The 23,263-nt window shown below is 69.9% G+C and carries 19 protein-coding genes and 1 pseudogene; 3 read left to right on the forward strand and 17 right to left on the reverse strand.

Going from position 1 to position 23,263, the window contains the following annotated elements:
- Positions 1-55: 55 nt before the first annotated feature.
- The 13 genes and pseudogenes from L0U85_RS05540 to L0U85_RS05600 form a co-directional block, all read right to left on the reverse strand.
- Positions 56-517, reverse strand: a complete 462-nt coding sequence (locus L0U85_RS05540; protein ID WP_347177363.1) for a bifunctional nuclease family protein — start codon at positions 515-517, stop codon at positions 56-58.
- A 135-nt stretch (positions 518-652) separates the two neighbouring features.
- Positions 653-1,090, reverse strand: coding sequence for an FHA domain-containing protein (locus L0U85_RS05545; protein WP_277605416.1), 438 nt, complete (start codon positions 1,088-1,090; stop codon positions 653-655).
- 34 nt (positions 1,091-1,124) lie between these two features.
- The gene (gene gcvH / locus L0U85_RS05550) at positions 1,125-1,502 is read right to left on the reverse strand and encodes a glycine cleavage system protein GcvH (RefSeq protein WP_241376760.1); all 378 of its coding nucleotides are present in this window, start codon (positions 1,500-1,502) and stop codon (positions 1,125-1,127) included.
- Positions 1,503-1,660: 158 nt separating this feature from the next.
- Positions 1,661-2,263, reverse strand: a complete 603-nt coding sequence (locus L0U85_RS05555) for a CDP-alcohol phosphatidyltransferase family protein (RefSeq protein WP_241376761.1) — start codon at positions 2,261-2,263, stop codon at positions 1,661-1,663.
- A gap of 307 nt (positions 2,264-2,570) precedes the next feature.
- On the reverse strand, positions 2,571-3,197 hold the full coding sequence (locus tag L0U85_RS05560) for a hypothetical protein (RefSeq protein ID WP_241376762.1): 627 nt from the start codon (positions 3,195-3,197) through the stop codon (positions 2,571-2,573).
- 98 nt (positions 3,198-3,295) lie between these two features.
- Positions 3,296-3,895 carry a hypothetical protein gene (locus L0U85_RS05565; protein WP_241376763.1) on the reverse strand — a complete coding sequence of 200 codons (600 nt, stop codon included), beginning with the start codon at positions 3,893-3,895 and terminating at the stop codon, positions 3,296-3,298.
- A gap of 6 nt (positions 3,896-3,901) precedes the next feature.
- Entirely contained in the window at positions 3,902-4,789 is an 888-nt protein-coding gene (locus tag L0U85_RS05570) for a carbohydrate ABC transporter permease (protein ID WP_241376764.1), read from the reverse strand.
- Positions 4,786-5,781 (reverse strand): sugar ABC transporter permease, encoded by a 996-nt coding sequence (locus L0U85_RS05575; RefSeq protein ID WP_241376765.1) that lies wholly within the window; start codon positions 5,779-5,781, stop codon positions 4,786-4,788. Before L0U85_RS05575 ends, L0U85_RS05570 begins: the two co-directional genes overlap by 4 nt.
- 20 nt (positions 5,782-5,801) lie before the next feature.
- Positions 5,802-7,097: a sugar ABC transporter substrate-binding protein gene (locus L0U85_RS05580; protein ID WP_241376766.1), complete on the reverse strand. Its 1,296-nt coding sequence runs from the start codon at positions 7,095-7,097 to the stop codon at positions 5,802-5,804.
- An 81-nt stretch (positions 7,098-7,178) separates the two neighbouring features.
- A complete protein-coding gene (locus L0U85_RS05585; RefSeq protein WP_241376767.1) occupies positions 7,179-8,636 on the reverse strand; it encodes a rhamnulokinase family protein in 1,458 nt (485 codons plus the stop codon).
- On the reverse strand, positions 8,633-10,666 hold the full coding sequence (locus L0U85_RS05590; RefSeq protein ID WP_241376768.1) for a bifunctional aldolase/short-chain dehydrogenase: 2,034 nt from the start codon (positions 10,664-10,666) through the stop codon (positions 8,633-8,635). The genes L0U85_RS05585 and L0U85_RS05590 overlap by 4 nt, the downstream gene beginning before the upstream one ends.
- Position 10,667: 1 nt before the next feature.
- Positions 10,668-11,837, reverse strand: a complete 1,170-nt coding sequence (rhaI, locus tag L0U85_RS05595; RefSeq protein WP_241376769.1) for an L-rhamnose isomerase — start codon at positions 11,835-11,837, stop codon at positions 10,668-10,670.
- Between the two features lie 74 nt (positions 11,838-11,911).
- Positions 11,912-12,229: pseudogene (locus L0U85_RS05600) on the reverse strand (L-rhamnose mutarotase); the annotation flags it as partial.
- Positions 12,230-12,517: 288 nt separating this feature from the next.
- On the opposite strand from L0U85_RS05600, the gene L0U85_RS05605 reads away from it, so the two are divergent.
- Both L0U85_RS05605 and L0U85_RS05610 read left to right on the forward strand, forming a co-directional pair.
- On the forward strand, positions 12,518-13,525 hold the full coding sequence (locus tag L0U85_RS05605) for a LacI family DNA-binding transcriptional regulator (protein WP_241376771.1): 1,008 nt from the start codon (positions 12,518-12,520) through the stop codon (positions 13,523-13,525).
- A gap of 79 nt (positions 13,526-13,604) precedes the next feature.
- Positions 13,605-15,116, forward strand: coding sequence for an alpha-N-arabinofuranosidase (locus L0U85_RS05610; RefSeq protein ID WP_241376772.1), 1,512 nt, complete (start codon positions 13,605-13,607; stop codon positions 15,114-15,116).
- Positions 15,117-15,165: 49 nt separating this feature from the next.
- On the opposite strand, the gene L0U85_RS05615 is transcribed toward L0U85_RS05610, so the two are convergent.
- Both L0U85_RS05615 and L0U85_RS05620 read right to left on the reverse strand, forming a co-directional pair.
- Positions 15,166-15,915: a maleylpyruvate isomerase family mycothiol-dependent enzyme gene (locus tag L0U85_RS05615; protein WP_241376773.1), complete on the reverse strand. Its 750-nt coding sequence runs from the start codon at positions 15,913-15,915 to the stop codon at positions 15,166-15,168.
- Between the two features lie 39 nt (positions 15,916-15,954).
- Positions 15,955-16,797 (reverse strand): DUF1963 domain-containing protein, encoded by an 843-nt coding sequence (locus L0U85_RS05620; RefSeq protein ID WP_241376774.1) that lies wholly within the window; start codon positions 16,795-16,797, stop codon positions 15,955-15,957.
- Positions 16,798-16,950: 153 nt separating this feature from the next.
- On the opposite strand from L0U85_RS05620, the gene L0U85_RS05625 reads away from it, so the two are divergent.
- Positions 16,951-17,835 carry an EamA family transporter gene (locus tag L0U85_RS05625; protein ID WP_241376775.1) on the forward strand — a complete coding sequence of 295 codons (885 nt, stop codon included), beginning with the start codon at positions 16,951-16,953 and terminating at the stop codon, positions 17,833-17,835.
- A gap of 173 nt (positions 17,836-18,008) precedes the next feature.
- Here the strand turns inward: L0U85_RS05625 and atzF are convergent, their stop codons facing one another.
- On the reverse strand, positions 18,009-19,673 hold the full coding sequence (gene atzF / locus L0U85_RS05630) for an allophanate hydrolase (RefSeq protein WP_241376776.1): 1,665 nt from the start codon (positions 19,671-19,673) through the stop codon (positions 18,009-18,011).
- A gap of 23 nt (positions 19,674-19,696) precedes the next feature.
- On the reverse strand, positions 19,697-23,263 hold the full coding sequence (uca, locus tag L0U85_RS05635) for an urea carboxylase (protein WP_241376777.1): 3,567 nt from the start codon (positions 23,261-23,263) through the stop codon (positions 19,697-19,699).

Consider the following 23,263-nt stretch of genomic DNA (forward strand, 5'->3'; position numbering starts at 1 on the left):
AACCGGAATATTGCTCGGCAGGTCAGCGCGGGTGGGACGCCTGAACGCCTCCGCGTCAGCCGAAGTCCTCGGGGCTGACCTCTTCGAGGAACTCGCGGAACTTCTCCACTTCATCCTCCTGGGTGTCCGGGAGGACCACGCCCGCCTCTTCGAGGACCTCGTCGGCGCACCAGATCGGGGCGTCGGCCCGCAGAGCGAGCGCGATCGCGTCGGACGAGCGGGAGGAGACCCGCGTCTTGCCGTCCAGGACCAGCTCGGCGTAGTAGACCGTGTCGCGCAGCTCGGTGATCTCCACAGCCGAGAGCGTGACGTCCAACGAATCGAGCAGGTCGCGCATGAGGTCGTGGGTGAGCGGCCTGGACAGCTGGACGTCCTGCTGCTGGTAGGCGATGGCGGCGGCCTCGACGGTGCCGATCCAGATCGGCAGATAGCGGTTGCCGTCGGCCTCCTTCAGCAGGACCACCGGTTGGTTGCTCGGGAGTTCCACGCGGACCCCGACTACGGTCATCATCCGCACCGGTTCGCCTCCAACGGGTGCCGTCATCGCTGATGCCGGACCCGCCGCGGGTGCGACCCGGGCGGGCCCCTTGTCTGTCAGCCTACCCGCACAAACGCCGGGTTGATCTGACCGGACGCCCTGCGGGCTACCCGGTCAGGCCGCGGCCGGCTTCGGACCACTGATGAAGACCAGGCGGAACTTCCCGATCTGGACCTCGTCGCCGTTGCCGAGCGTCGCGGTCTCCACGCGCTCGCGGTTGACATAGGTGCCGTTGAGGCTGCCGACGTCGCGAACCGTGAAACCGGACGTGTCGCGGTGGAACTCGGCGTGGCGCCGCGAGACCGTCACGTCGTCGAGGAAGATGTCTGAGTCGGGATGGCGGCCGGACGTCGTCACCTCCGTGTTCAGCAGGAAGCGTGCGCCGGCGTTCGGTCCACGGCGGACTACCAGCAGCGCGGTTCCCGCCGGCAGTGAGTCTGCCAGCCGAGCAGAGTTCAGCTCCGCGTCGACCTCGCCGCTCTCCTGCAGAGCGGAGAGGTTCATCGTGGCCGTCACATCGGGCGGAGGGAACTCATCATTCGAACGCGTCATGGATTGCCACCTTCTACAAGTCTGGACCCTCTGGTCACTCAGTAAGCTTCGCATACGCACCGGCGTCGAGCAAAGCAGTGAGCGCGCCGGAATCTTCGACTTCGATGTCGAACATCCAGCCCGCCTGATAGGGGTCGCTGTTCACCAATTCCGGGGATTCCGACAATTCGTCATTACGCGCCTGAATCTTACCGGTCAACGGAGCGTACACGTCGGAGACGCTCTTGGTCGACTCGACTTCGCCGACCACGTCCCCCGCCCGCACCTGGGTACCTGCCTCCGGGAGCTGGACGAACACGACGTCGCCCAGTGCGTTCTGCGCGAAGTCGGTGATGCCGACACGCGCGACGTCGCCGTCGCGCCGCTCGACCCACTCGTGCTCCGCGGTGTAACGCAGCTGATCCGGAATCACCTGGTGCTCCCCTCTGAGAACCCCGCCGAGAGGCGGGTCGGACGCACATGACCGTATCGCCCAGCCGCGCAGCGCCGACGGCGGGGCCGCGCCTGCGTGATCATGGCGATCGAATCGGTCAGTCGTGCATCCTCCCGCCCCTTCCGCCGCGTAGGACCTCAAGCGGCGACGTGCGCGCGGGCGTGCTTCGAACGGATGAGACCGGCCGCCTGCCTGAGGTAGACGAACGCGGCCAGCCAGTACAGGCCCAGGCCCCACCAGGCGAGCGCCCAACCCACCGGGGCCGCCCAGGCCTCGGCGCTGTCGACCAGGCCCGCGATGACGAGCACCGGGAAGGACATGAACACCACCGACGTGGCGCACTTCCCGAGGAAATGCACTTCGGGAGGGGCGAAGCCGTGCCAGCGCAGCACGATGACCATGGTCACCAGCGTCGCCTCGCGCAGCAGCACGGCAATCGTGAACAGCCACGGCAGCAGGCCTATGTAAGTCAGCGCGAGCAGCGCTGTGAGGATGTAGAGGCGGTCGACGAAGGGGTCGAGGAGCCGGCCGAGCTTGGAGACCTGGTTGAGGCGCCGCGCCAGCTGCCCGTCGACCCAGTCGGTGCCGCCGCCGACGGCCAGGACGACCGCGGCCTGCCAGTAGTACTCAGTGGCCAGCAGCAGGTAGCAGAACAGCGGGATCCCCGCCAGGCGCACGGCCGTGACCAGGTTCGGCCACGTCCAAACCCCCCAGCCGGTCGGCGCTGTCGAATTGCTCAAGGCTGTCCTCTCGACGGCCCCGAGGGGCCGTGGGTCTCCTTCCGACCGGCGGCCTGCCGGTCGGTGTTGTCACAAGTGCTCGGTGGGTGTAGGCCGATTCTAGCGTCAGCGGTCCGACACTGTATTCCGGAAAATCGAGGCCGTTGATGTGTCGCTGCCGGGCGAAGCCCGACCTTTGGAGGGTCTTGAAGTGGGCGGACCCGTTTTGGAGGAGAGGCGGTTAAGCCTCGGAGTCGATATATATCTAGAAGAAAACGTGATAGGAAACAACCCGGACCGAGGTTCGGCCCGGGTTGCGTCGTTCGTCTTACTCGGTGGGGGCGCCCGGGATGTACGTCGTCGGCGCCTCCTTGCGGAAGTAGGCGTTCGCGCTGGGCACGGCGAGCAGGATGATCACCAGAATCGAGCCGAGCGTGGCCAGGGCGACCACGACCCAGTCGACGAGGACGCTCCAGCCCGGGTAGACGCCGTACACGGCGTCGACGAGGGCTTCCACGTCGACCTCCTGGAGGTCTTCGTTCGGGGAGCTGTCGAAGGCGAACTGCAGGAACTGCGCCAAGAAGAGCTGCCCGGCGAACAGGAAGGCGCCGCAGATGAGCACCAGGGGTTGGAAGATCCACGTCAGGATGCGCCCGACGCGGTTGCCCGCTGCGTTGAGCATCGCCAGCACCACCAGCAGCGCCACGATGACGAGGGCGAACACGAGGTCCCCCGCGCCGCCGCCGAAGTTCGCGGTGTTGCCGGGGATCTCGGCGATGTCGAAGCCCTGATCGGCGAGCTCGGCCTCGAACGCGTCATTGGCCTTCGAGCCGTATACGAAGCCGACGACGGCGGAGACCGCCAGCGCGGCGGCGAGCAGGAGCTGCAACCAGACGGCGACGGTCACCGAGCCGGGGCGGGGCTTCTTCTCCATGGGCTGGGGTGTTGTGGACATTGTTCCTCCAATGATCGATGCCCACAACGTACCAAGCATCGAAAACCTTCGCTGGAAGGAATCTCCGTCCTACTTGAGTATGACTCGCGTCTAGTCGCCTAGGAGGGCGTGTTCGCGCGGCGTCGGCGCACGGCCAGCGCCGCGCCGATCACGCAGCCGCTCATGGGGACGAAGAGGATCCACAGTGCCCATGTGGAGACGACCAGGACCAGCAGCCCACCCAGGAGGATTCCGGTGCCGCTGAAATCCTCTTTGGCCTCGTCGGCGGCGCCGGCGAAGAGGGCCTTCCATGAGGCGCCCGGACCCCACGCGGTCGCCGCCCGCAGCAGCACCGACGCCGCCGTGGCGGCGATCGCCATCGTCAGCAGGGCCGTCCAGGACCGTCCGGGGACGCCCTCGATGGTGAGCAGGGCGAGGTTGAGCCCGAGCGCGAGCGCGGCGCCGACGGCGGCCAGGCCGACGATCCAGCCGCCGCGCCAGGCCGATCGGCAGTCGCGGACGAAGTCGCCCAGCGAGGAGGAGGTGCCGTCGAGGAATCCCGCCAGGTGGCGGCTCGAGGCGGCGAGCGCGGCCGGGATCGTCACGAGCGGCAGTGCCGCGACCGTGAACCACACGCCGGTGAGGATGCACTCGGCGAACAGCGCGAACGGTCTCGTCCCGTAGGTGTAGCTTGTGCGCGTCGTCCCGGCCGCCTTCATCGTCGCCTACCCCTTCACGCCGGAGGTCGCTATGCCCCGGATGAGGAAGCGCTGGAACACCAGGAAGAACAGCACCACCGGGATCAGCGACAGCAGGGTCATGGCCATCATGCCGCCCCAGTTGGTGACGCCCTCGGAGTTCGAGTACGACTGCAGCAGGCGCGGCAGCGGGAACTTCTCCATGTCGTACAGGTAGATCAACGGCCCGAGGAAGTCGTTCCACGACCAGATGAAGGTGAAGATCGACGAGGTGATGACCGCCGGGCGCAGCAGGGGCAGCAGGATCGAGAAGAACACCCTGAAGTGCCCGGCCCCGTCGATCGTGGCCGCCTGGTCGAGTTCCCTCGGGATTCCCCGCATGAACTGGATGTACAGGAACACGAAGAACGCGTCCAGCGCCAGGAACTTGCCGATCACCAAGGGCACGTACGAGTTGGTCAGCTGCAGCTCGGAGAAGATCAGGTACTGCGGGATCAGCATGACCTGTCCGGGCAGCAGCAGTGTCGCGATGACGATCCCGAGCATGAGCGTGCGTCCGGGGAAACGGAGCCGGCCCAGAGCGTAGGCGGTCATAGCGCACGAGGCGACCACTCCGATCACCGACAGGCCCGCGATGACGAAGGAGTTCCAGAAGAACTTCCACAGCGGGATCCCGGCCAGTCCGTCGAAGGCGGAGGCGAAGTGCTCCCAGGTCACCGTCTCGGGCCACAGCCCGGTGTCGGTGATGATGTCGGTGTTGCCCTTGAGACTGGCGGCGATGACCCATACCAGCGGGTAGAGCACGATCGCCAGGACGGCGATCATGATCAGGTGCCAGGCCCAGGACTTGGCCCGTTCGGAGGCGGGCTCGGTGTTGCGGACGATCTCGCGTCCGGATGCGGTCTTGGCCGTCATTTGTCCTCCGCGGCGTAGAAGACGAGCTGCTTGGCGGCCCGGAACATGATCAGGGTGACGATCCCGACCGCGACGACCAGCAGCCAGGCGTAGGCCGAGGCGTAGCCCATCCGGAAGTCGGTGAACGCGAGGGTGTAGATCCGCACCGTGTAGAACAGGGTCGACCAGGCCGGGGATCCGGCCTCGCCGCCGATGATGTAGGCGGGACCGAACACCTGGAAGGCGCCGACGGTCTCCATCAGGACGTTGAAGAAGATCACCGGGGAGAGCATCGGCAGCGTGATGTGGACGAATTTCTTCCACTTGCCGGCGCCGTCGACGTCGGCGGCCTCGTACAGCTCCTGGGGGACCTGCATCAGCCCGGCCAAGAAGATGACCATGGGGGCGCCGAAGCTCCACACCGCCAGGATGACGAGCATCAGGATCGACACGGACGGATTGCCGAGGAACCCGCCGCCGTCCCAACCGAAGGAGCTCATGATGCTGTCCTGGACGCCGTCGTTGGAGAACAGGGCCTTCCAGATCAGTGCGATGCCGACGCTCATGGCGATGAGGCTGGGCATGTAGAACGCGGCTCGGTAGAAGCCCATGCCGCGCCGCTTCTGGGACAGGAGCATCGCCACGGCCAGGGACGCGACGAGCTTGACCGGGACGGCCAGGACGACGTAGATGATGGTCACGCGCACGGCGCGGGCGAACATCGGGTCGTCGAACATGGCCGTGTAGTTGGCGAATCCGATCCAGTCGCCGCCTCGGATGAGGTGGTAGTCGGTGAACGACAGGTACAGCGACCAGGCCATCGGGCCGACGGTGAGGACCGCGGTGCCGATGAGCCAGGGGATCATGAATGTATAGCCGGCCAGACGCTCGCCGCCCCGGATGCCCGGGGAGCGGCGCTTTGCCGCTCCCCGGGCCCCGCGATCCGGCGGCGCTCCAGGCTCACCGGCCGTGCCGGACTCCGGCTCGGCGGCGGTGGAAGGTGAAGCAGACACGGTGGATTCCCTCGGGTTGATTACTGCTCGGACGCCAGCAGGGTCTCGGCCTCAGTGAAGAAGGTGTCGGCGCCGTCTTCGGCCGAGAGCTCCTCGAACAGGACCTGCTCGTAGACTTCGGCGAACTTCTGCTCGATCGAGCCGGTCGCCGCCGGCGGGGGCGGCGGAGGCGAGGCCAGGTACTGCTCGACGCTGGCCTCGTAGTCGAGGACCTGCTGGGAGACCTCGTCGACCTCGACGTTGTCGCGACCGACGTTGGTGGCCGGGACGCCTCGGTTGGTGCCGAGGATGGCGATGGCCTCGGGGTCGGTCAGCAGGAAGTCGATCAGCTTGGCCGACTCGTCCGGGTGTTCGGTGTTGGCGCCGACCACGAACTGCATCGACGGCTTGAGGTACAGGCCGATGTTGTTCGGGTCCTGCGAAGGCGGCGCGGCCAGGGCCAGTGTTCCGCCGTTCTCGGCGACGGCCGGGGCGAACCACGGCATGAAGTTGTCCCAGCCGATCTCCGAGCCGAGCGCGTCGAGGACGAGGCCGCCCTCTTCCCACTGGCTGGTGGTGCCGATGTCGGGGACGACCCCGTCCGCGGCCAGGTCTTGGTTCATCGACCACCACTCGACGAGCTGGGCCTTGTCGAAGTTCAGGGCCGTGCCGTCCTCGGTGTAGAAGCTGCCGCCCGCCTGGCGGAGCCACAGCTCCATGAAGTGGTACTGCCCGGCGAAGTCGCCGCCGCCCCACTTGCCGTCCTCCGCGAGGTTCTCGGTGACCTCGCGCATCGCCTTCTGGTAGTCCGCCCAGGTGTAGCCGGGCTCGAGGGTGACGCCGGCGGCCTCGAACCAGTCGGCGCGGTAGACCAGGCCGAGGGTGTTGCCGGCGACCGGGACGGCCACCAGTTCACCGTTGACGTACCCGGTGTCGAGGAAGCCCTCGATGAAGTCCGAGGTGTCGACCAGGCCGTCGAGCGGCAGCAGCATGCCGTTGCCGCCGAACTGGAGCAGCCGCGAGTAGTCCATCTGGAACACGTCGGGCAGGTCCTGCCCGGCCATCCGGGTGGTCATCGTCTGCCAGTAGTCGGGGAAGTCGGCGAAGTTGGTGGTGACCGTGATGCCCTCGTTCTTCTCCTCGAACAGGTCGACGGCCTGACGGGTGATCTCGGCGCGGTCGTCGTTGCCCCACCATTCGAAGCTCAGTTCGATGGGGTCGTCGGCGGTGCCGGCCGGGCCGTCGTCGCCGCATGCGGCGGTCATGCCGAGGGCGGCGGCCGCGCCGGCGCCTCCCAGCAGGGTGCGGCGGCGGGCGCGATACGGGTAGCGATTCATCGTCGTTGTTCTCCTTCTTACAGAGGGGTCCCGCTCTCGCGGGCCATCAGGATCTATTCAGTTGTTCCCCGGCCGGTTTACTCAGCCGGGGAAGTCTCGGAGTCGGGCCGCTGCGTCTCGCCACTGCCCTTCGGTGCCGCGCGGGGTGTGCCGTCGCGGGTTCGCGGAGGCTCTTGCGGCCTCGCGTCGGGCGACCGGGCCCGGGGCGATGAGGCCGAGCGCCTGGGCTTGGACCAGTGCGTTGCCGAGAGCGGTCGCCTCGTCGGGTCCGGCCAGGACGGTGCGGCCGGTGGCGTCGGCGGTAAGCTGGCACAGCAGTTCGTTGTTCGAGCCGCCGCCGACGATGTGGATGAGGTCGATCTCGGTGTCGCCGGCGGCCTCGAGCCCTTCGATGGCGCGGCGGTGGGCCAGCGCGAGCGAGTCGAGGATGCAGGCGGCGATCTCGGCGGGCGTGTCGGGGACGGCCTGGCCGGTCCGACGGCAGTAGTCGCGCACGCGCGCGGGCATGTCGCCGGGTTCGGCGAAGACCGGGTCGTCGGGGTCGAGGAGCGAGCGCAGGCGGGGTGCTTCGGCGGCTTCCTTGAGGAGGTCGCCGAGGTCGGGTCCGGTGCCGCTTCGGTGCCAGGCCCGCATGGACTCTTGGAGGAGCCACAGGCCGGCGACGTTGCGCAGGAACCTGATCGAGCCGTCCGCGCCGCGTTCGTTGGTGAAGCCGGCGTCGCGGGCTTCGGCGGTGAGGACGGGGGTGGGGCGTTCGGTGCCGACCAGGGACCAGGTGCCGCAGGAGATGTAGGCGGCGTTGTCGGTCTCGTAGGGGACGGCGGCGACGGCGGAGGCGGTGTCGTGGCTGGCGGTGGCGATGACCTTGGTGCCGGAGCCGAGGCCGGTGTCGGCGGCGACGGCGTCGGTGAGCCCGCCGAGGACGGTCCCGGTGGGGGTGACGGGGCCGAGCAGGTCGGTGCGGACGCCCGCGGCGGTGCAGATCTCGTGCGCCCAGGTGCCGGTGGCCTGGTCGATCAGGCCGGTCGTGGAGGCGTTGGTGGCTTCGCAGGCGTAGGCGCCGGAGAGCCAGTAGCAGAACAGGTCCGGGATCAGCAGGAGCCGGTCGGCCGCCTGGAGTGTCTCGTTCCGCTCGGCGGCGAGCTGGAAGACGGTGTTGAACGGCTGGTGCTGGATGCCGGTGCGGGCGTAGAGGGTTTCGGCGCCTGCGGATTCCAGGACCCTCTCGCGGGGGCCGCGGGTGCGGCCGTCGCGGTAGCAGACGGGGGTGCCGAGGAGGTCGCCGTCCGCGTCGAGGAGGGCGTAGTCGACCGCCCAGGAGTCGACGCCGATCGCCTCGGCGCCGTCGAGCGCGCGGAGTCCTTCGAGGACGCCGCTCCAGAGCCCGAACACGTCCCAGTAGAGGCGTCCGGCGGTTTCGACGGCGCGGTTGGGGAACCGGGCGGCCTCGGTCAGGCCGATCCGGTTCCCTTCCACTGCGGCGGCCATGACCCGTCCTGAGGACGCGCCGAGGTCGACCGCGGCCAGCACTCGTGTCATCGCAGGAATCCCTGGGGGTTGCCCGAGTCGACGGGGATGTGGACGCCGGTGGTCAGGCCGAGGTCGGGGCCGACGAGGGCGTAGACGGCGTCGGCGACCGATTCGGGGAGGACCTCGCGGCGCAGGAGCGTGCGTCCGGCGTAGTACTTGCCGAGTTCCTCCTCTTTGACGCCGTAGACGGCGGCGCGTTTGGCGCCCCAGCCGCCGGCGAAGATGCCCGAGCCGCGGACGACGCCGTCGGGGTTGACGCCGTTGACGCGGATGCCGTGCTCGCCGAGTTCGGCGGCGAGCAGGCGCACCTGGTGGGCCTGGTCGGCCTTGGTGGCCGAGTAGGCGATGTTCTTGGGGCCGGCGAACACGGCGTTCTTGGAGACGATGTAGACGATGTCGCCGCCCATGCGCTGGGCGATCATGAGTTTCGCGGCCTCGCGGCTGACCAGGAACGAGCCCTTGGCCATGACGTCGTGCTGGAGGTCCCAGTCGGCGGCGGTCGTCTCGACCAGGGGCTTGGACTGGGACAGGCCGGCGTTGTTGACGACCAGGTCGACGCCGCCGAACGCGAGCGCGGCCTTCGCCATCGCGGTCTCGATGGCCGCTTCGTCGGTCACGTTGGCGGCCAGGCCGATCGCGACGTCGGCGCTGCCGATCTCCGCGGCGGCCTCGATCGCCTTGGCCTCGTCGAGGTCGGCGATGACGACGCAGGCGCCCTCGCCGGCGAGTCGGGCGGCGGTGGCCTTGCCGATGCCGCTGGCGGCGCCGGTGATCAGGGCGACGCGGCCGGCCAGCGGTTTCGGCTCCGGGAGGCGCTTGAGTTTTGCCTCTTCGAGGGCCCAGTACTCGATGCGGAACTTCTCGGACTCGTCGATGGGCTTGTAGCTCGACAGGGCCTCGGCGCCGCGCATGACGTTGACGGCGTTGATGTAGAACTCGCCGGCGACCCTCGCGGTCTTCTTGTCGGCGCCGAAGGAGAACATGCCGACGCCGGGGACGAGGACGATCGCGGGGTCGGCCCCGCGCATCGCCGGCGAATCGGGCTCGGCGTGGCGCTCGTAGTAGGCGCGGTAGTCCTCGCGGTAGGCCGCGTGACGCTCCTTGAGGTGCTCGACGACCTCTTCGAGGGGCGCGTCGGCGGCGGTCTCGACCACGAGCGGGCGGACCTTGGTGCGCAGGAAGTGGTCGGGGCAGGAGGTCCCGAGCGCCGCCAGGTCGGGCATCTTCTCAGTGGAGAGGAACTCGAGGACGGCGTCGTCGTCGCAGAAGTGCCCGACCTGGCGGCGGTCGGTGGAGGCCAGGCCGCGGACGACGGGTGCGAGGGCGGCGGCGCGCTCGAGGCGGGCGGCGTCCTCGAGCGGCGCCCACTTGGCGACGCGGGCCCCGAAGGGCTCGGTCTTGCCGCGTTCGGCGATGAAGGTCTCGCAGCCGCGGATGATCTCCAGGGAGTTGGCTTCGCATTCGGCTGCGGTGTCGCCCCAGGCGGTGATGCCGTGGCCGCCGAGGATGCAGCCGATGGCCTGGGGGTTGGCCCGCTTGATCTCGGCGATGTCGAGCCCGAGCTGGAAGCCGGGGCGGCGCCACGGGACCCACACGACGCGGTCCGCAAAGCATTCCTTGGTCAGGGCCGGGCCGTCGGCCGCGGTGGCGAAGGCGATCCCGGAGTCGGGGTGGAGGTGGTCGACGTGGTCGGCGTCGACCAGGCCGTGCATCGCGGTGTCGATGGAGGGGGCGGCTCCTCCCCTGCCGTGGAGGCAGTAGTCGAAGCGGGCGACCATCTCGTCCTCGGCCTCGATGCCGGGGTAGGTGTCGACCATGGCGCGCAGCCGGTCGAGGCGGAGCACGGCCAGACCTGCGGCCTTGAGGGTGCCGAGGTCGCCGCCGGAGCCCTTGACCCACAGCAGGTCGACGTCGGCGCCGGTGACCGGGTCGGTCTCGGTGCCTTTGGCGGAGGTGTTGCCGCCGGCGAAGTTCGTGTTGCGCTTGTCGGCGCCGAGGCGGTTGGAGCGGGCGATGAGGTCTGCTACGGGGTTGCTCACGTCAGGCCCCCCATCCGGCGGCCTGGCCGCCTTGGCGCTCGGCTTGGACCTTCGCGGTGTATCCCGAGGCGGCGAAGGCCGCGACCGGGTCGGTGGCGAGGCCCTGCTCCTCGCGGAGTTCGGCCAGCAGCGGGCGCACGTCGGTGTTGTAGGCGTCCATCAGGACCGCGTTGGCGCCCAGCACATCGCCGGCGGCCTGCGCGGCTTCGAGCGCGTCGTGGTCGACCAGGAGGGCCTTCGCGGTGGCCTCCTGGGCGTTCATGACCGAGCGGATGACCGCGGGGATCTTCGGCTCGATGTTGTGGCACTGGTCGAGCATGTAGGCGATGCCGGAGTCGGTGCCGACCGCGCCGCGAAGCGCGAGCTCGTGCATGATGCGGAACAGTTGGAAGGGGTCGGCTGCGCCGACCATGAGGTCGTCGTCGGCGTAGAAGCGCGAGTTGAAGTCGAAGCCGCCGAGCTTGCCCTGGCGCAGCAGGAACGCGACGATGAACTCGATGTTGGTGCCCGGGGCGTGGTGGCCGGTGTCGATGACGACCTGCGCCTTGGGACCCAGCTCGACGCAGTGGGCGTACGAGGTGCCCCAGTCGGGGACGTCGGTGTGGTAGAACGACGGCTCGAACAGCTTGTATTCGAGCAGCATCCGCTGGTCGTCGCCGAGGCGGGCGTAGACCTCGGCGAGGACCTCGGCGAGGCGGTCCTGGCGGGCGGCGATCGAGTCCTGGCCGGGGTAGTTGGTGCCGTCGGCGAACCACAGCTTGAGGTCGTTCGAGCCGACCGCCTCCATGATCTCGATGCATTCGAGGAGGTGGTCGGTGGCCTTGCGTCTGATGCCGGGGTCGGGGTGGCAGACGCTGCCGAGCATGTAGTCGTCGTCTTGGAAGGTGTTGGAGTTGATCGTCCCGACGCGCACACCGTGGTCGGCCGCGTAGGCGGCGAGCCGGGTGTAGTCCTCGACCTTGTCCCAGGGGATGTGCAGGGCGACCGAGCCGGCCGCGCCGGTGAACCGGTGGACCGTCGCCGCGTCGGCGATCTTCTCGTAGGGGTCGCGCGGGACTCCCTGCTGGGAGAACACCTTGAACCTGGTGCCGGAGTTGCCGAACGCCCAGGAGGGGGTCTCGATGTTCTGACTCGTCAGCACCGACTTCGCGTGCGTGACTCGGTCGCTCATTTCCCGGCTCCATTCTTCGGCGAGGCCTGCTGGCCGTGAGCTGCAGCCGCCTCTGCCACCGCAATCTGGTCCTCTAGGTTGAACACCTCTGTGAGCACGTTGAACGACTCGTCGTCGGCGGCTCCGTCGGTTCCTTCGAAGAAGGGGGCCATCTCGGCTTGCCAGCGGGCGTTGACGTCGCGCTCGGCCATGGCCTCGCGGGCGGCGTCGAAGTCCTCGGTCTCGAGATAGCCGACGAGGAGTCCGTCGTCGGACAAGAACAGCGAGTAGTTGCCCCAGCCGGTCTCGGCCAGTGCCCGGAGCATGTCGGGCCACACGGCCGCATGCCGCTCGCGGTATTCCGCGAGGCGCTCGCGGCGCACTTTTAGGGTGAAACACACTCGTCGCGTCACAGGGGTGCCTCCTTGAGGTCGTGGTCACGATTATTACATCGGAATGATTGAATCGTTTCACGTGGGGGTCCCGTTAACATAGAACGCACTGGCCAGCGCTGTCAAGGTTCGTCCGGAGACATTTCTGTGACCGGGTCGCGATATGCTTCGCCGTGCTCTCGGCCTGGCGTTGAGTCGTTTCAACGCCTCCGGCCCCATCCGCCGGCAGGACCCCGGTTGCCGCAGAGCGCAGGCCTGGCGCAGCTTGCAAGCCATGAATCGGCGCTGCTTAGACTCAATGAGGTGACGATGACCACTAGCAGCATGAAAGACGTCGCGAGGACGGCGGGCGTATCGGTCGGCACGGTCTCGAACGTGCTCAACCGGCCCGAGGCGGTCGCGGAGGAGACCAAGCGCCGGGTCCTGGCGGCGATCGCCAAGCTCGGATACGTCCGCAACGACTCGGCCCGGCAGTTGCGCGCCGGGCGCAGCCGCAGCGTCGCGATCGTGGTCCTCGACGTGGCCAACCCGTTCTTCACCGACGTGGTGCGCGGCGCCGAGCCGCTGGTCGACTCGGCCGGCGGCGTGGTCACCGTCTGCGACTCCGGCGAGGACGTGCGCCGCGAGCAGCGCCAGCTGGAGATCCTGGAGGAGCAGCGGGTCCTGGGCCTGCTCATCACGCCGGTCGACGACTCCTCGGCCGAGCGGCTGGAGCGGCTGACCGCCCATGACATCCCGGTGGTCCTGGTCGACCGCGGCGCCGGGCTCCACCCCCACTGCTCGGTAGCCGTCGACGACGTCCACGGCGGCCGGCTGGCCGCGAGGCATCTGGTGGACCGGGGGCACCACTCGATCGCGTTCATCGGCGGTCCGATGTCGATCCCGCAGGTCCGCGACCGCCTGGCCGGGTGCCGCGAGGTGAGCGAGGAGGCCGGGGTCGGCCTGGAGACGTTCACTTCGGTGAGCCTGAACGTGGCCGGCGGCCGGGAGGCGATCGAGCAGATGCTGCGGCTGCCCCAGGTGCCCACGGCGGTCTTCTGCGCCAACGACCTGGTCGCGCTCGGGGCGCTCCAAGGCCTGACGATGCACGGGGTGAAGGTGCCCGAGGAGTGCGCGATCGTCGGCTACGACGACATCGACTTCGCCGCCGCCGCGGCGGTCCCGCTGTCCTCGATCCGCCAGCCGCGGGCCCAGCTGGGGCGCACCGCGGCGCAGCTGCTGTTCGACGAGATCGCCGAGGGCAAAGGCCACACACACCGCAACGTGGTGTTCCAGCCCGAGCTGGTGGCTCGAGCGTCGACGGCCGTGGAGATGTAGGATTGCGCCGTTGGTTTACCGATAAAGCAATCGGTGGGCCCCTGCACTCGCGACGTTTTCGACCCCCTGAGAGGCACCCATGGCCGAACACCTTCACGCACGCATCGAATTCGACCCCCGCTTCACCGTCGCCGAGGTGCCCGACCGGCTCTTCGGCTCCTTCGTCGAGCACCTGGGCCGCTGCGTCTACACCGGCATCTACGAGCCCGGCCACCCCACCGCGAACGCCGACGGCCTGCGCGGCGACGTCCTCGACCTCGTCGCCGAGCTGGGCCCGACGATGATCCGCTACCCCGGCGGCAACTTCGTCTCCGGCTACCGCTGGGAAGACGGCGTCGGCCCCAAGGAGGACCGGCCCCGCCGCCTCGACCTCGCCTGGGGCACCACCGAGACCAACCAGTTCGGCCTCGGCGAGTTCATGAAGTTCTGCCGAGCCGTCGGAGTCGAGCCGAACATGGCCGTCAACCTCGGCACCCGCGGCGTCCAGGAGGCCCTCGACCTGCTCGAGTACGCCAACCACCCCGGTGGCACCTACTGGTCGGACCTGCGCCGCTCCCACGGCGACGAGGACCCCTACGGGATCAAGCTGTGGTGCCTGGGCAACGAGATGGACGGCCCCTGGCAGATCGGCCAGCGCACCGCCGCCGAGTACGGCAGAATCGCCGACCAGACCGCCCGAGCGATGCGCATGATCGATCCCGGCCTCGACCTGGTCGCCTGCGGCTCCTCCAGCCGAGGCATGCCGACCTTCGGCGAATGGGAGGCCGAGGTGCTGGCCAACTCGTACAAGTCGGTCGACTACATCTCGGCGCACGCCTACTACCACCCCGGCGACGGCGACATCCCCAGCTTCATGGCCAGCGCCCAGGACATGGAGCTGTTCATCTCCGGCGTCATCGCCACCGCCGACGCCGTCGGAGCGAAGCTCAAGACCGACAAGAAGATCGACATCTCCTTCGACGAGTGGAACGTCTGGTACCAGGAGGAATGGGAGGCGTCCGCGCACGCCGAGTGGGTCGAGGCGCCGCGCCAGCTGGAGGACCACTACTCGGCGATGGACGCGGTGGTGTTCGGGTCCCTGCTGATCACGCTGCTGCGCCGCTGCGACCGGGTGACCGCGGCGTGCCTGGCGCAGCTGGTCAACGTGATCGGGCCGATCATGACCGAGCCGGGCGGCCCGGCCTGGCGCCAGACCACGTTCTTCCCGTTCGCCGAGGCAAGCAGTTTCGGCCGCGGCCAGGTCCTGCACGTCAACGCCGACTCGCCGAGGTTCGACACCACGAAGTACGGGGAGGTCGACGCCCTGCACTCGGTGGCGGTGGCGAACGCCGACGGCTCGGTGACGGTGTTCGCGGTCAACCGGGACCTCGAATCACCGCTGTCGCTCGAGGTCGACACGGCAGCGCTCGGCGGCCACGGCGAGGTCACCTGCTCGACGCTGTCGGACTCGGACCCGAACGCGAAGAACACCCTGGACGATCCCGAGCGGGTCACGCCGGTGGAGAACAAGAGCGTGGCCCTCGCCGAAGGCAAGGTCACCGTGGAACTGCCGGCGATGAGCTGGAACACGATCCGCATCCGCCCCCGGTAGGACGAAACGCAGTGCGGGCCCGGACGCGTCTCGTCCGGGCCCGTCACCGTCAGTCGGCGAACTGCCCGATCAAGTCGTGGAAGGCGTCGGCCTTCGCCCGGTCACCTTCGACCAGGGCGTCTGCGGGCAGGCGCCGCCACAGCCACATGAGGACCTCGCCCGGCGTTCCCGACACGGCGGCCTGCGCGTCCTCGGCGACGCCGTCGACCAGATCGATCCCGTCCGCAGTGACACGGACGGTCCAGGCGCGCTCGCCGGCGTCGATCGCGACGACGAGCCCCGCGTTCGCGGCCAGCGACTCGGCGACCCACTGCCGGTTGGCCCTGCTCCCCCAGGCGAGCATGACCGTGAGGAACTCGTCGACGGCGTCGAGGCCGAAATCGTCCTCGACCGGCCCGATCGCCCGCCCGGCGGCCAATTCGGCGTCGGCACGGTGGACGACCGTCTCGCAAGCCATCCTCCGGATCCAGAATCCCACAGTCTGATCGGGCCCGTACCAGGTGTAGGCCAGGCTGTCGGGGCCCCGGCCGTCGAACTCGGTGAGCAGCTCGGCCAAGGCCGCCTCGAACCGCTCAGTGGGGCTTCCCTTGCGCACCAGCACATCGGCGTCACCGGGCTCGCGCAGCAGCCGCACGCACTGGAGCTTGTCGTCGTAGACCTCGGTGACATGGTCGAGCAGATCAGCGACAGTCCAATCAGGGCAGGTGGGGACTCGGGCGGCGGGGCCGGCGACGGCGACGGCGCGCTTGAGGAGGTCGGCCTCGTCGATGAGATGGGCCCGGAGGGTGGATGATTCCATGCTGCGATCCTTCCACACGCGCGCAAACGGCTTCGCCGATCAGCAGCACTGCCAAGTGAACACGGCCCGATCGAACCGCCCGGCCGCCAGATCGGGCTCCTGTATGAGCCAGTACAGGGTGCCGACGTCGCCCCACATCATGCCGGAGGCCTCATCCGAGTCGATCTGGGCGAGCAGGAGCCACCGGTCGGCATCGCGGTACTCGACCCGTCCCGACCCGCCGGGGACCTCGGCCGCGACGGCCTCGTACTCGACCGGCCGCTGCACCGACGAGGGATAGCCGCCGACCTGGTGGCAGACGCTGACCGACAGCTCGTCGTAGACCGCCTCGGTGAACGCGGCGGCGTCGAGAGGATGGCCCGCGCCGCGGGCGGCACGGTCGCCGAAGACCGCGGCGATGCGTGCACCGCCGGGCTCGGGTGCAGTGGTCACCGACCCGGCGCGCAGAAGCTGACGCTGGTACGGCTTGAGAGGCGCCGGGGCCTGGCGGCATTCGACTTCGACGTCGGCCGGGACGTACAGGACGCGGGCGCCGCCTCGGGTGCCGGGTTCGAAGGCGCCGACCGTCTCCTCACCGTCGTCGACCTGACCGTCGAAGTAGAAGAACAGCAGCCGCCCGTCCTCGGGCAGTGGGAAGCCTTCGATCGCGATCTGCGCGCATTCGAAAGCGGCGATGAACGTCAGCGGGCCGTGGCCGTCCCACTGGGGCCAGGCTTGTCCGATGGGCAGCTCGGGCTCGCCGCCGAGCCGGGCCGCGACAGGGTCGCTCCCGGCGGCCCAGTCGAACTGGACCGCGGGCTTGAGCAGGCCCTTCCACCTCGCGGCCACCTCGGGCGGCAGGTGCTGGTCGGCCAGCGCGGAGAGCTCCTGAGTATCCGTCATCACCGCACCGTAGCGCAGCGCTGCGACACCGGTGCGCCGTCACCGCCCCTGCCTCGCAAGGCGGGACCGTCATGTCGCGTCCCGCGCACAAGATCCGGCGGCGGGTGGGCCGATCGGCCCACCCGGCCCCGCCGCCGCGCCTATGGTGTGGCGATGCGGCAAGTCGGCGACCGAACGACACTCCTTCTGTTCCTCGCGGTGTCCGTGTTCGCCGGAGGCAACGCGGTCGGCATCAGGTTCAGCAATCGCGAACTCGACCCGCTGTGGGGCGCGTCCCTGCGGTTCGGCGCCGCCGCGGTCCTCATGCTCGCGATCATGGCCTCACTGCGGCGGCAGATGCCGCACGGCCGGGCGCTGGCGGGCGCGGCGCTGTTCGGGCTGCTGAACTTCGGGGTGACGTTCGCGCTCGCGTACTACGCGCTCGTCCACCTCCACGCCGGTCTGGGGCAGACGATCCTCTCTCTGGTGCCGTTGGCGGCGCTGCTGCTGTCCGTCGCTCAACACCAGGAGCGCTTCCGGTGGGCGATGGCGGCCGGGGCCGCGTTCGCGGTCGCCGGTGTGGCGGTGGTGTCCCAGGCGCCGCTGCAGGAGTCGGTGCCGCTCGTGGCACTGCTGGCGATCCTCGGATCCGTGCTCGCGTTCGCGCAGGCGGCCGTGCTGGTGCGCCGGCTGCCGAAGGTGGACCCGGTGACGATGAACGCGGTGGGCATGACGGCGGCCGCGCTGGCGCTGTTCACGGCCTCGTTCGCGGTCGGCGACCGATGGGAGGCGCCGCATCTGGCCGCGACGTGGTGGGCGCTGGCCTATCTCGTCGTGGCCGGGTCGGTCCTCACGTTCATCTGCTATCTGGTGCTGATCCGCCGTTGGGGCGCCTCGCGCGCCGCCTATGTGTTCGTGGTGATCCCGGTGGTGACGATCATGCTGTCGGCCTGGCTGGACGGCGAGCCGCTGACCTGGTCGCTGCTGCTGGGTGCCCCCCTGATCCTCGTCGGGGTCTATCTGGGGGCGCTCCGGCCGGTCCCGGTCACCGATCCTTGAGTCCCGCCTCGTAGGCGATGAGCCTCGCCTGCACGCGGTTCTCGGTGCCGAGCGCGGTGAACAGCGCTCGGCACCGCCCTAGGAGTCGGACGAGCGGGCCTGGCCGTAGGCGCGCTGCTCCACATCGGTGCCGGGGCCGGTCGTCTGCGCCGACTGCTGCGGTGAGGTCCCTGTCAACCCCGATGCGCGCGCCAGCCGCCGGCGGCGGTGATGTCGGCGCCCGACGGTTCGCTCGCGACGAAGCCGGTGGCCCAGGTGCCGTCGGACAGTTCGACCTTCCCCAGGCTCATCGGAGCGGGCAGGTCTGTCAGGAAGCGGCCCAGAGCGGTCGGGCTGAGCAGCCAGCGCTCGCCGGGCAGGCTCGCGCCGTCCTCGGTGCGGACGACGAGCGGCTTTGGCGGTGCGGTGTCCAACTCGTACATCCGGTATCGCGGCGCGGTGGTCACTTCCCCGGCGAGGCGGGCGCCGAGGTCGGTGAGCTGGCCGTTGAGCGGCATGCCGGACAGGTGGGCTCCGAACACGACGATCTCGGCCTCGGCCGGGGCGTACAGGGGCGCCTCGGTGCCGTCGATGCGGGCGGCGAGGTCGATCGCGACCTGGTCGTCGAAGGCCGGGACGATGACGCTGACGCCGAAGCCCTTCGTGCCGGCACTGCCGGCGGGGACGGCGACGGCGGCCAAGTCGAGCAGGTTGACGAAGTTGGTGTAGGTGCCCATCTTGGCGTTGACGCCTATGGGGTCGGCCTGGACTTCGGCGATGCTCGGGTGCAGGGGCGCGGTGGGCAGGACGAGGGCGTCGAAGCCGTCGAGGAGCTCGCGGGCGCCGGATCGGGCGCTGCGGAGCATCTGCTGGTCGAGGGCGAGGTCGGCGCCGGAGAACTTCTTGGCGCCGGTGACGATCTCGGCGACGGTCGGATCGACCTGGTCGGGCCAGGCGTCGATGTACTCGCCGAAGGCGGCGAAGCGCTCGGCGACGAGGGCGCCTTCGTAGAGCAGCAGCGCGGCCTTGAGGAGGGGCTGGACGTCGATCTCGGCGACGGCGATGCCGGCGGCCTCGATACGCGCGACGGTGTCGGCCCACAGGGGACCGAAGTCGGGGTCGAGTGGTTCGAGGTCGGCTTCGCGGGGGATCGCGACGCGCGGCGCGGGCGGCGCGGCGAGCCTGACGTGGTCGGGCCAGTCGCGGGAGGCGGGGTCGGTGTGCGGGCCGGTCATGACCTCGGCCGCTGCGACCGCACCGGGGAGGTCGGGGGCGAAGACGGTGACGCAGTCGTAGGAGAAGCAGGCGGGGACGACGCCGTCGACGGGCACGAGACCGAGGCTGGCCTTGATGCCGACGATGCCGTTGAGCGCGGCGGGGACCCGGCCGGATCCGGCGGTGTCGGTGCCGAGCGCGAAGTCGGCGATGCCGACCGCGACCGCGACGGCCGAGCCCGAGGAGGATCCGCCGGAGATGAGCGCCGGGTCGGCGGCGCTGCGGACGGCCCCGTAGGGGCTGCGGGTGCCGACCAGGCCGGTCGCGAACTGGTCGAGGTTGGTCTTGCCCAGGCAGATCGCGCCCGCTTCGCGGAGTCTGGCGACGGCTGCGGCGTCGGCGGCGGGCTCGTAGGCGTAGGACGGGCATCCCGCGGTGGTCGGCAGTCCGGCCACGTCGATGTTGTCCTTGACGGCGAAGACCGTCCCGGCGAGCGGCAGCCGCTCCCCTGCCGCCGCGGCGGCGTCGACGCGTGCGGCTTCGGCGAGGACGTCGGCCTTGTCGCGCAACGTGATCCATGCTTCGGGGCGGTCGGTCTCGGCGATGCGGGCGAAGGCGGCCTCGACACGTTCGATGGCGTTCACTTGGGTCCCTGTCTCCAGTTCTTCTATTCGCTGACGATCAGCAGCGGCGATCCCGGCGCGGCCTGGTCGCCCGGGCGGGCGAGGACACGGGTGACGGTTCCCGACACCGTTGCGGCGACGGGCATCTCGAGTTTCATCGCTTCGAGCACGACCACGGTCTGCCCGGCTTCGACGCGTTCGCCTTCGGCGACGTCCACGCGCCAGACGCTCGCGGCCATCGGCGCTTCCACCAGTGTCTCCCCCGGCGCGAGTTCCACCGACGAGGCGCCGGGATCGGGTTCGGTCAGGTCGCGGTCGAATTCACCGGCGTCGGCCCAGCGCTGCCGCTCTGCCTCGAACGCGGCAGCCTGCCGGGAGGTGAACGCGCCGATGGAATCGGCGTTGTCGGCCAACAGGCGCCGGTAGTCGGCGTAGGCGAAGGTGCCTTCGCGGATGTCGATCTCGCGCCTTCCGGCGGCGAGTTCGCGCCGGATCTCGGCCAGTTCCTCTTCGGAGACCGGTTCGAAGACGACGCGGTCGAAGAAGCGCAGCAGCCACGGCAGGCCGTCCTTGAAGGAGGCGAGGTCGCGCAGGCCGGCCCAGATGGGGGCGGTGCGGCCGACGAGCTGGTACCCGCCGGGCGAGTCCATTCCGTAGATGCACATGTAGGACCCGCCGATGCCGACGGTGCCCTCGGCGGTCCAGGTGCGGGCGGGGTTGTACTTGGTGGTCACGAGCCGGTGGCGCGGGTCGACCGGGACGGCCGCGGGCGCGCCGAGGTAGACGTCGCCGAGGCCGAGGACGAGCCATTCGGCGGCGGTGGCGATCCGGGCGACGTCCTCGACCGAGTCGAGGCCGTTGATGCGGCGGATGAACTCGATGTTGGACGGGTTGTAGAGGGCGTCGTCGCGGACGTTGGTGGCGTAGCGGGCGATGGCCTCGTCGACCACGGAGTCGTTCCAGGAGATCGGCATGCGCACCTCGCGGGAGGGCACGGTCATGTCGTCGACCGCGGGCAGGTCGGCCTCGAGCTCGACCAGCAGCCCGGTGAGGGTCCGAATCGGCAGCACGTCGGGGTCGACGTGAAGGTGGAGGGACCGCACCCCCGGAGTGGTGTCGATGAGTCCGGCCGGGGCGGCATCGGCGAGAGCGTCCATGAGCGCGCCGACGCGCATGCGCAGCCCCAGGTCCAGTTGCATGGGTCCGTATTCGAGGAGGATCGCGTCGTCGCCGGCGCGGCGGTAGGCGACCGCGGGGCGCTGGTCGTCGCCCTCGATCGCGGCGAGCGTGGCGGTGTCGTCGGCGGCCCCGACGAGCGGGACGGGAGCCGATACCGGTGCGGCCCTGAGCCGGTCGGCCTCCGCCTCGGTCACCGGCAGGAATCGGACGGTGTCGCCCGGCCGCAGCTGGCCGAGCTTCCACCGGTCGGAGGTGGTGACGGTGAACGGGCAGGCGAAGCCGCCCAGGCTCGGCCCGTCGGGACCCAGCAGCGCGGGCGTGTCGCCGGTGAAGTTGACGGTGCCCACCGAGTACGGGTTGTCGTGCAGGTTCGAAGGGTGCAGCCCCGCCTCGCCGCCGTCGGTGCGCGCCCACTTAGGACGGGGCCCGTCGAGACGGACGCCGCTTCGACCGGCGTGGACCTGGACGGTCCACGACGCGTCGAAGACGGTCTCCATGTCCTCGCGGGTGAAGTAGTGCGGCGCCGGCTGCGGCCCGGGTGTGACGGCGAGCGTCCACTCGTGCGCGAAGGCCGGCCGCTCTTCGGCGGGGACGGGAACGGCGTTGCCGACCGGCTCCCCGGGGACGAGCCGGTCGCCGACCCGCAGCTGGTCGCCCGTGTAGCCGCCGATGCGGCCGGGAGGGAAGGTCGAGGCCGAACCGAGGAACGTCGGGACGTCCAGGCCGCCTTGGAAGAGGATGTAGGCGCGGGCCCCGGCGTCGGCGATCTGGCCCACCGCCAGCTCGCCGCCCACGGGGACCTCGATCGGCGTCCACTGCTCGACCGGTTCGCCGTCGAGCGTCACCGCGGCGGGCGCGCCGGTGACGCAGACGGTCACCGCCGTGCCGAACCGCAGGGTCGGCCCGGCGATCGTGCATTCGAGGCCGGGGACGCCCTCGTCGTTGCCCAAGGCGCGGTTGCCGAGCCGGAAGGAGTAGTCGTCCATCGGGCCCGAAGGCGGGACGCCCACCTGCCAGTAGCCGACGCGCCCGGGGAAGTCCTGGACGGTGGTGAGGACGCCGGGCGCGATCACGTCGATGCGCGGGGAGGAGTCGGCGATGGTCGCGACAGTGCCGGTGGTGTGCTCGGCGGCCGCGACGCGCTCGTCGACGGCGGCGGCGCGCAACTGCCCGAGGTTGGTGTGGACACCCTCGATCCTGGTGTCGGCCAGCGCTTCGGCGAGGGCCGCCCAGGCGGCGGCACGGTCGGCTCCGGCGGTGACGACCTTGGCGAGCATCGGGTCGTAGGCGGCCGGGACCTCGATGCCGCGTTCGATCCACGTGTCCACGCGGGCCGAGGGCGAGAATTCGGCGCAGGTGAGGAGTCCGGCGCTCGGCAGGTGGTCGCGCACGGGGTCTTCGGCGTAGACGCGGGCCTCGACGGCGCAGCCGTCGACCGGCGGCCCCGCGTCGGGGACGTCGTCGAGGAAGCCGGTGTCGCCTGCGGCGGCGCGAATCATCCACTCCACCAGGTCGATGCCCAGGATCTGTTCGGTGACCGGGTGCTCGACCTGGAGGCGGGTGTTGAACTCCAGGAAGGAGGCCTCGTCGCGCTCGGCGTCGTAGATGAACTCGACGGTCCCGGCCGACCGGTAGGCGGCCGAGGCGGCGAGGGCGCGGGCGGCGGTGTGCATCTGCTCGCGGACGGCGTCGCTCAGGCCGGGCGCGGGCGCCTCCTCGATGACCTTCTGGTGGCGCCGCTGGAGCGTGCAGTCGCGGTCCGAGAGGCTCACGACACGGCCGTCGCCGTCGCCGAAGACCTGGACCTCGACGTGGCGGGCGCGGCGCACGTAGCGTTCGAGGTAGACCGCGTCATCGCCGAAATTGTCGGCGGCGAGGCGCTTGACGGAGGCGAAGACCTCGGCGAGTTCGGCCGGGTCCTCGGCGATGCGCATGCCGATGCCGCCGCCTCCGGCGGAGGCCTTGACGATCACGGGGTAACCGATCGCCTCCGCGGCGGCCACGGCCTCGTTCACATCGGGGAGGGCCTCGGTGCCGGCGGCGAGCGGCACGCCCGCGCGAGTGGCGGCGCCCCGGGCGGTCACCTTGTCACCGAACAGTTCGAGCTGTTCGGGTTCGGGGCCGATGAACACGAGCCCGGCCTCGGCGCAGCGGCGGGCGAACTCGGCGTTCTCCGCGAGGAAGCCGTAGCCGGGGTGCACGGCCTGCGCGCCGGTGTCCTTGGCGGCCGACAGGATCGCGTCGACGTTGAGGTAGGACTGCGCTGGGGCTGCGGCGCCGACGCAGACGGCTTCGTCTGCGTCCCTGACGTGCAGGGAGGCGGCGTCGGCCTCGGAGTAGACGGCGACGGTGGCTACGCCCAGGCGGTGGGCGGTGCGGGTGATCCGACGGGAGATCTCGCCCCGGTTGGCGATGAGGATGCGGTCGAACAC

The organism is Glycomyces sp. L485, from assembly GCF_022548875.1.
In the GTDB taxonomy this organism is placed as follows: Bacteria; Actinomycetota; Actinomycetes; order Mycobacteriales; family Micromonosporaceae; genus Glycomyces.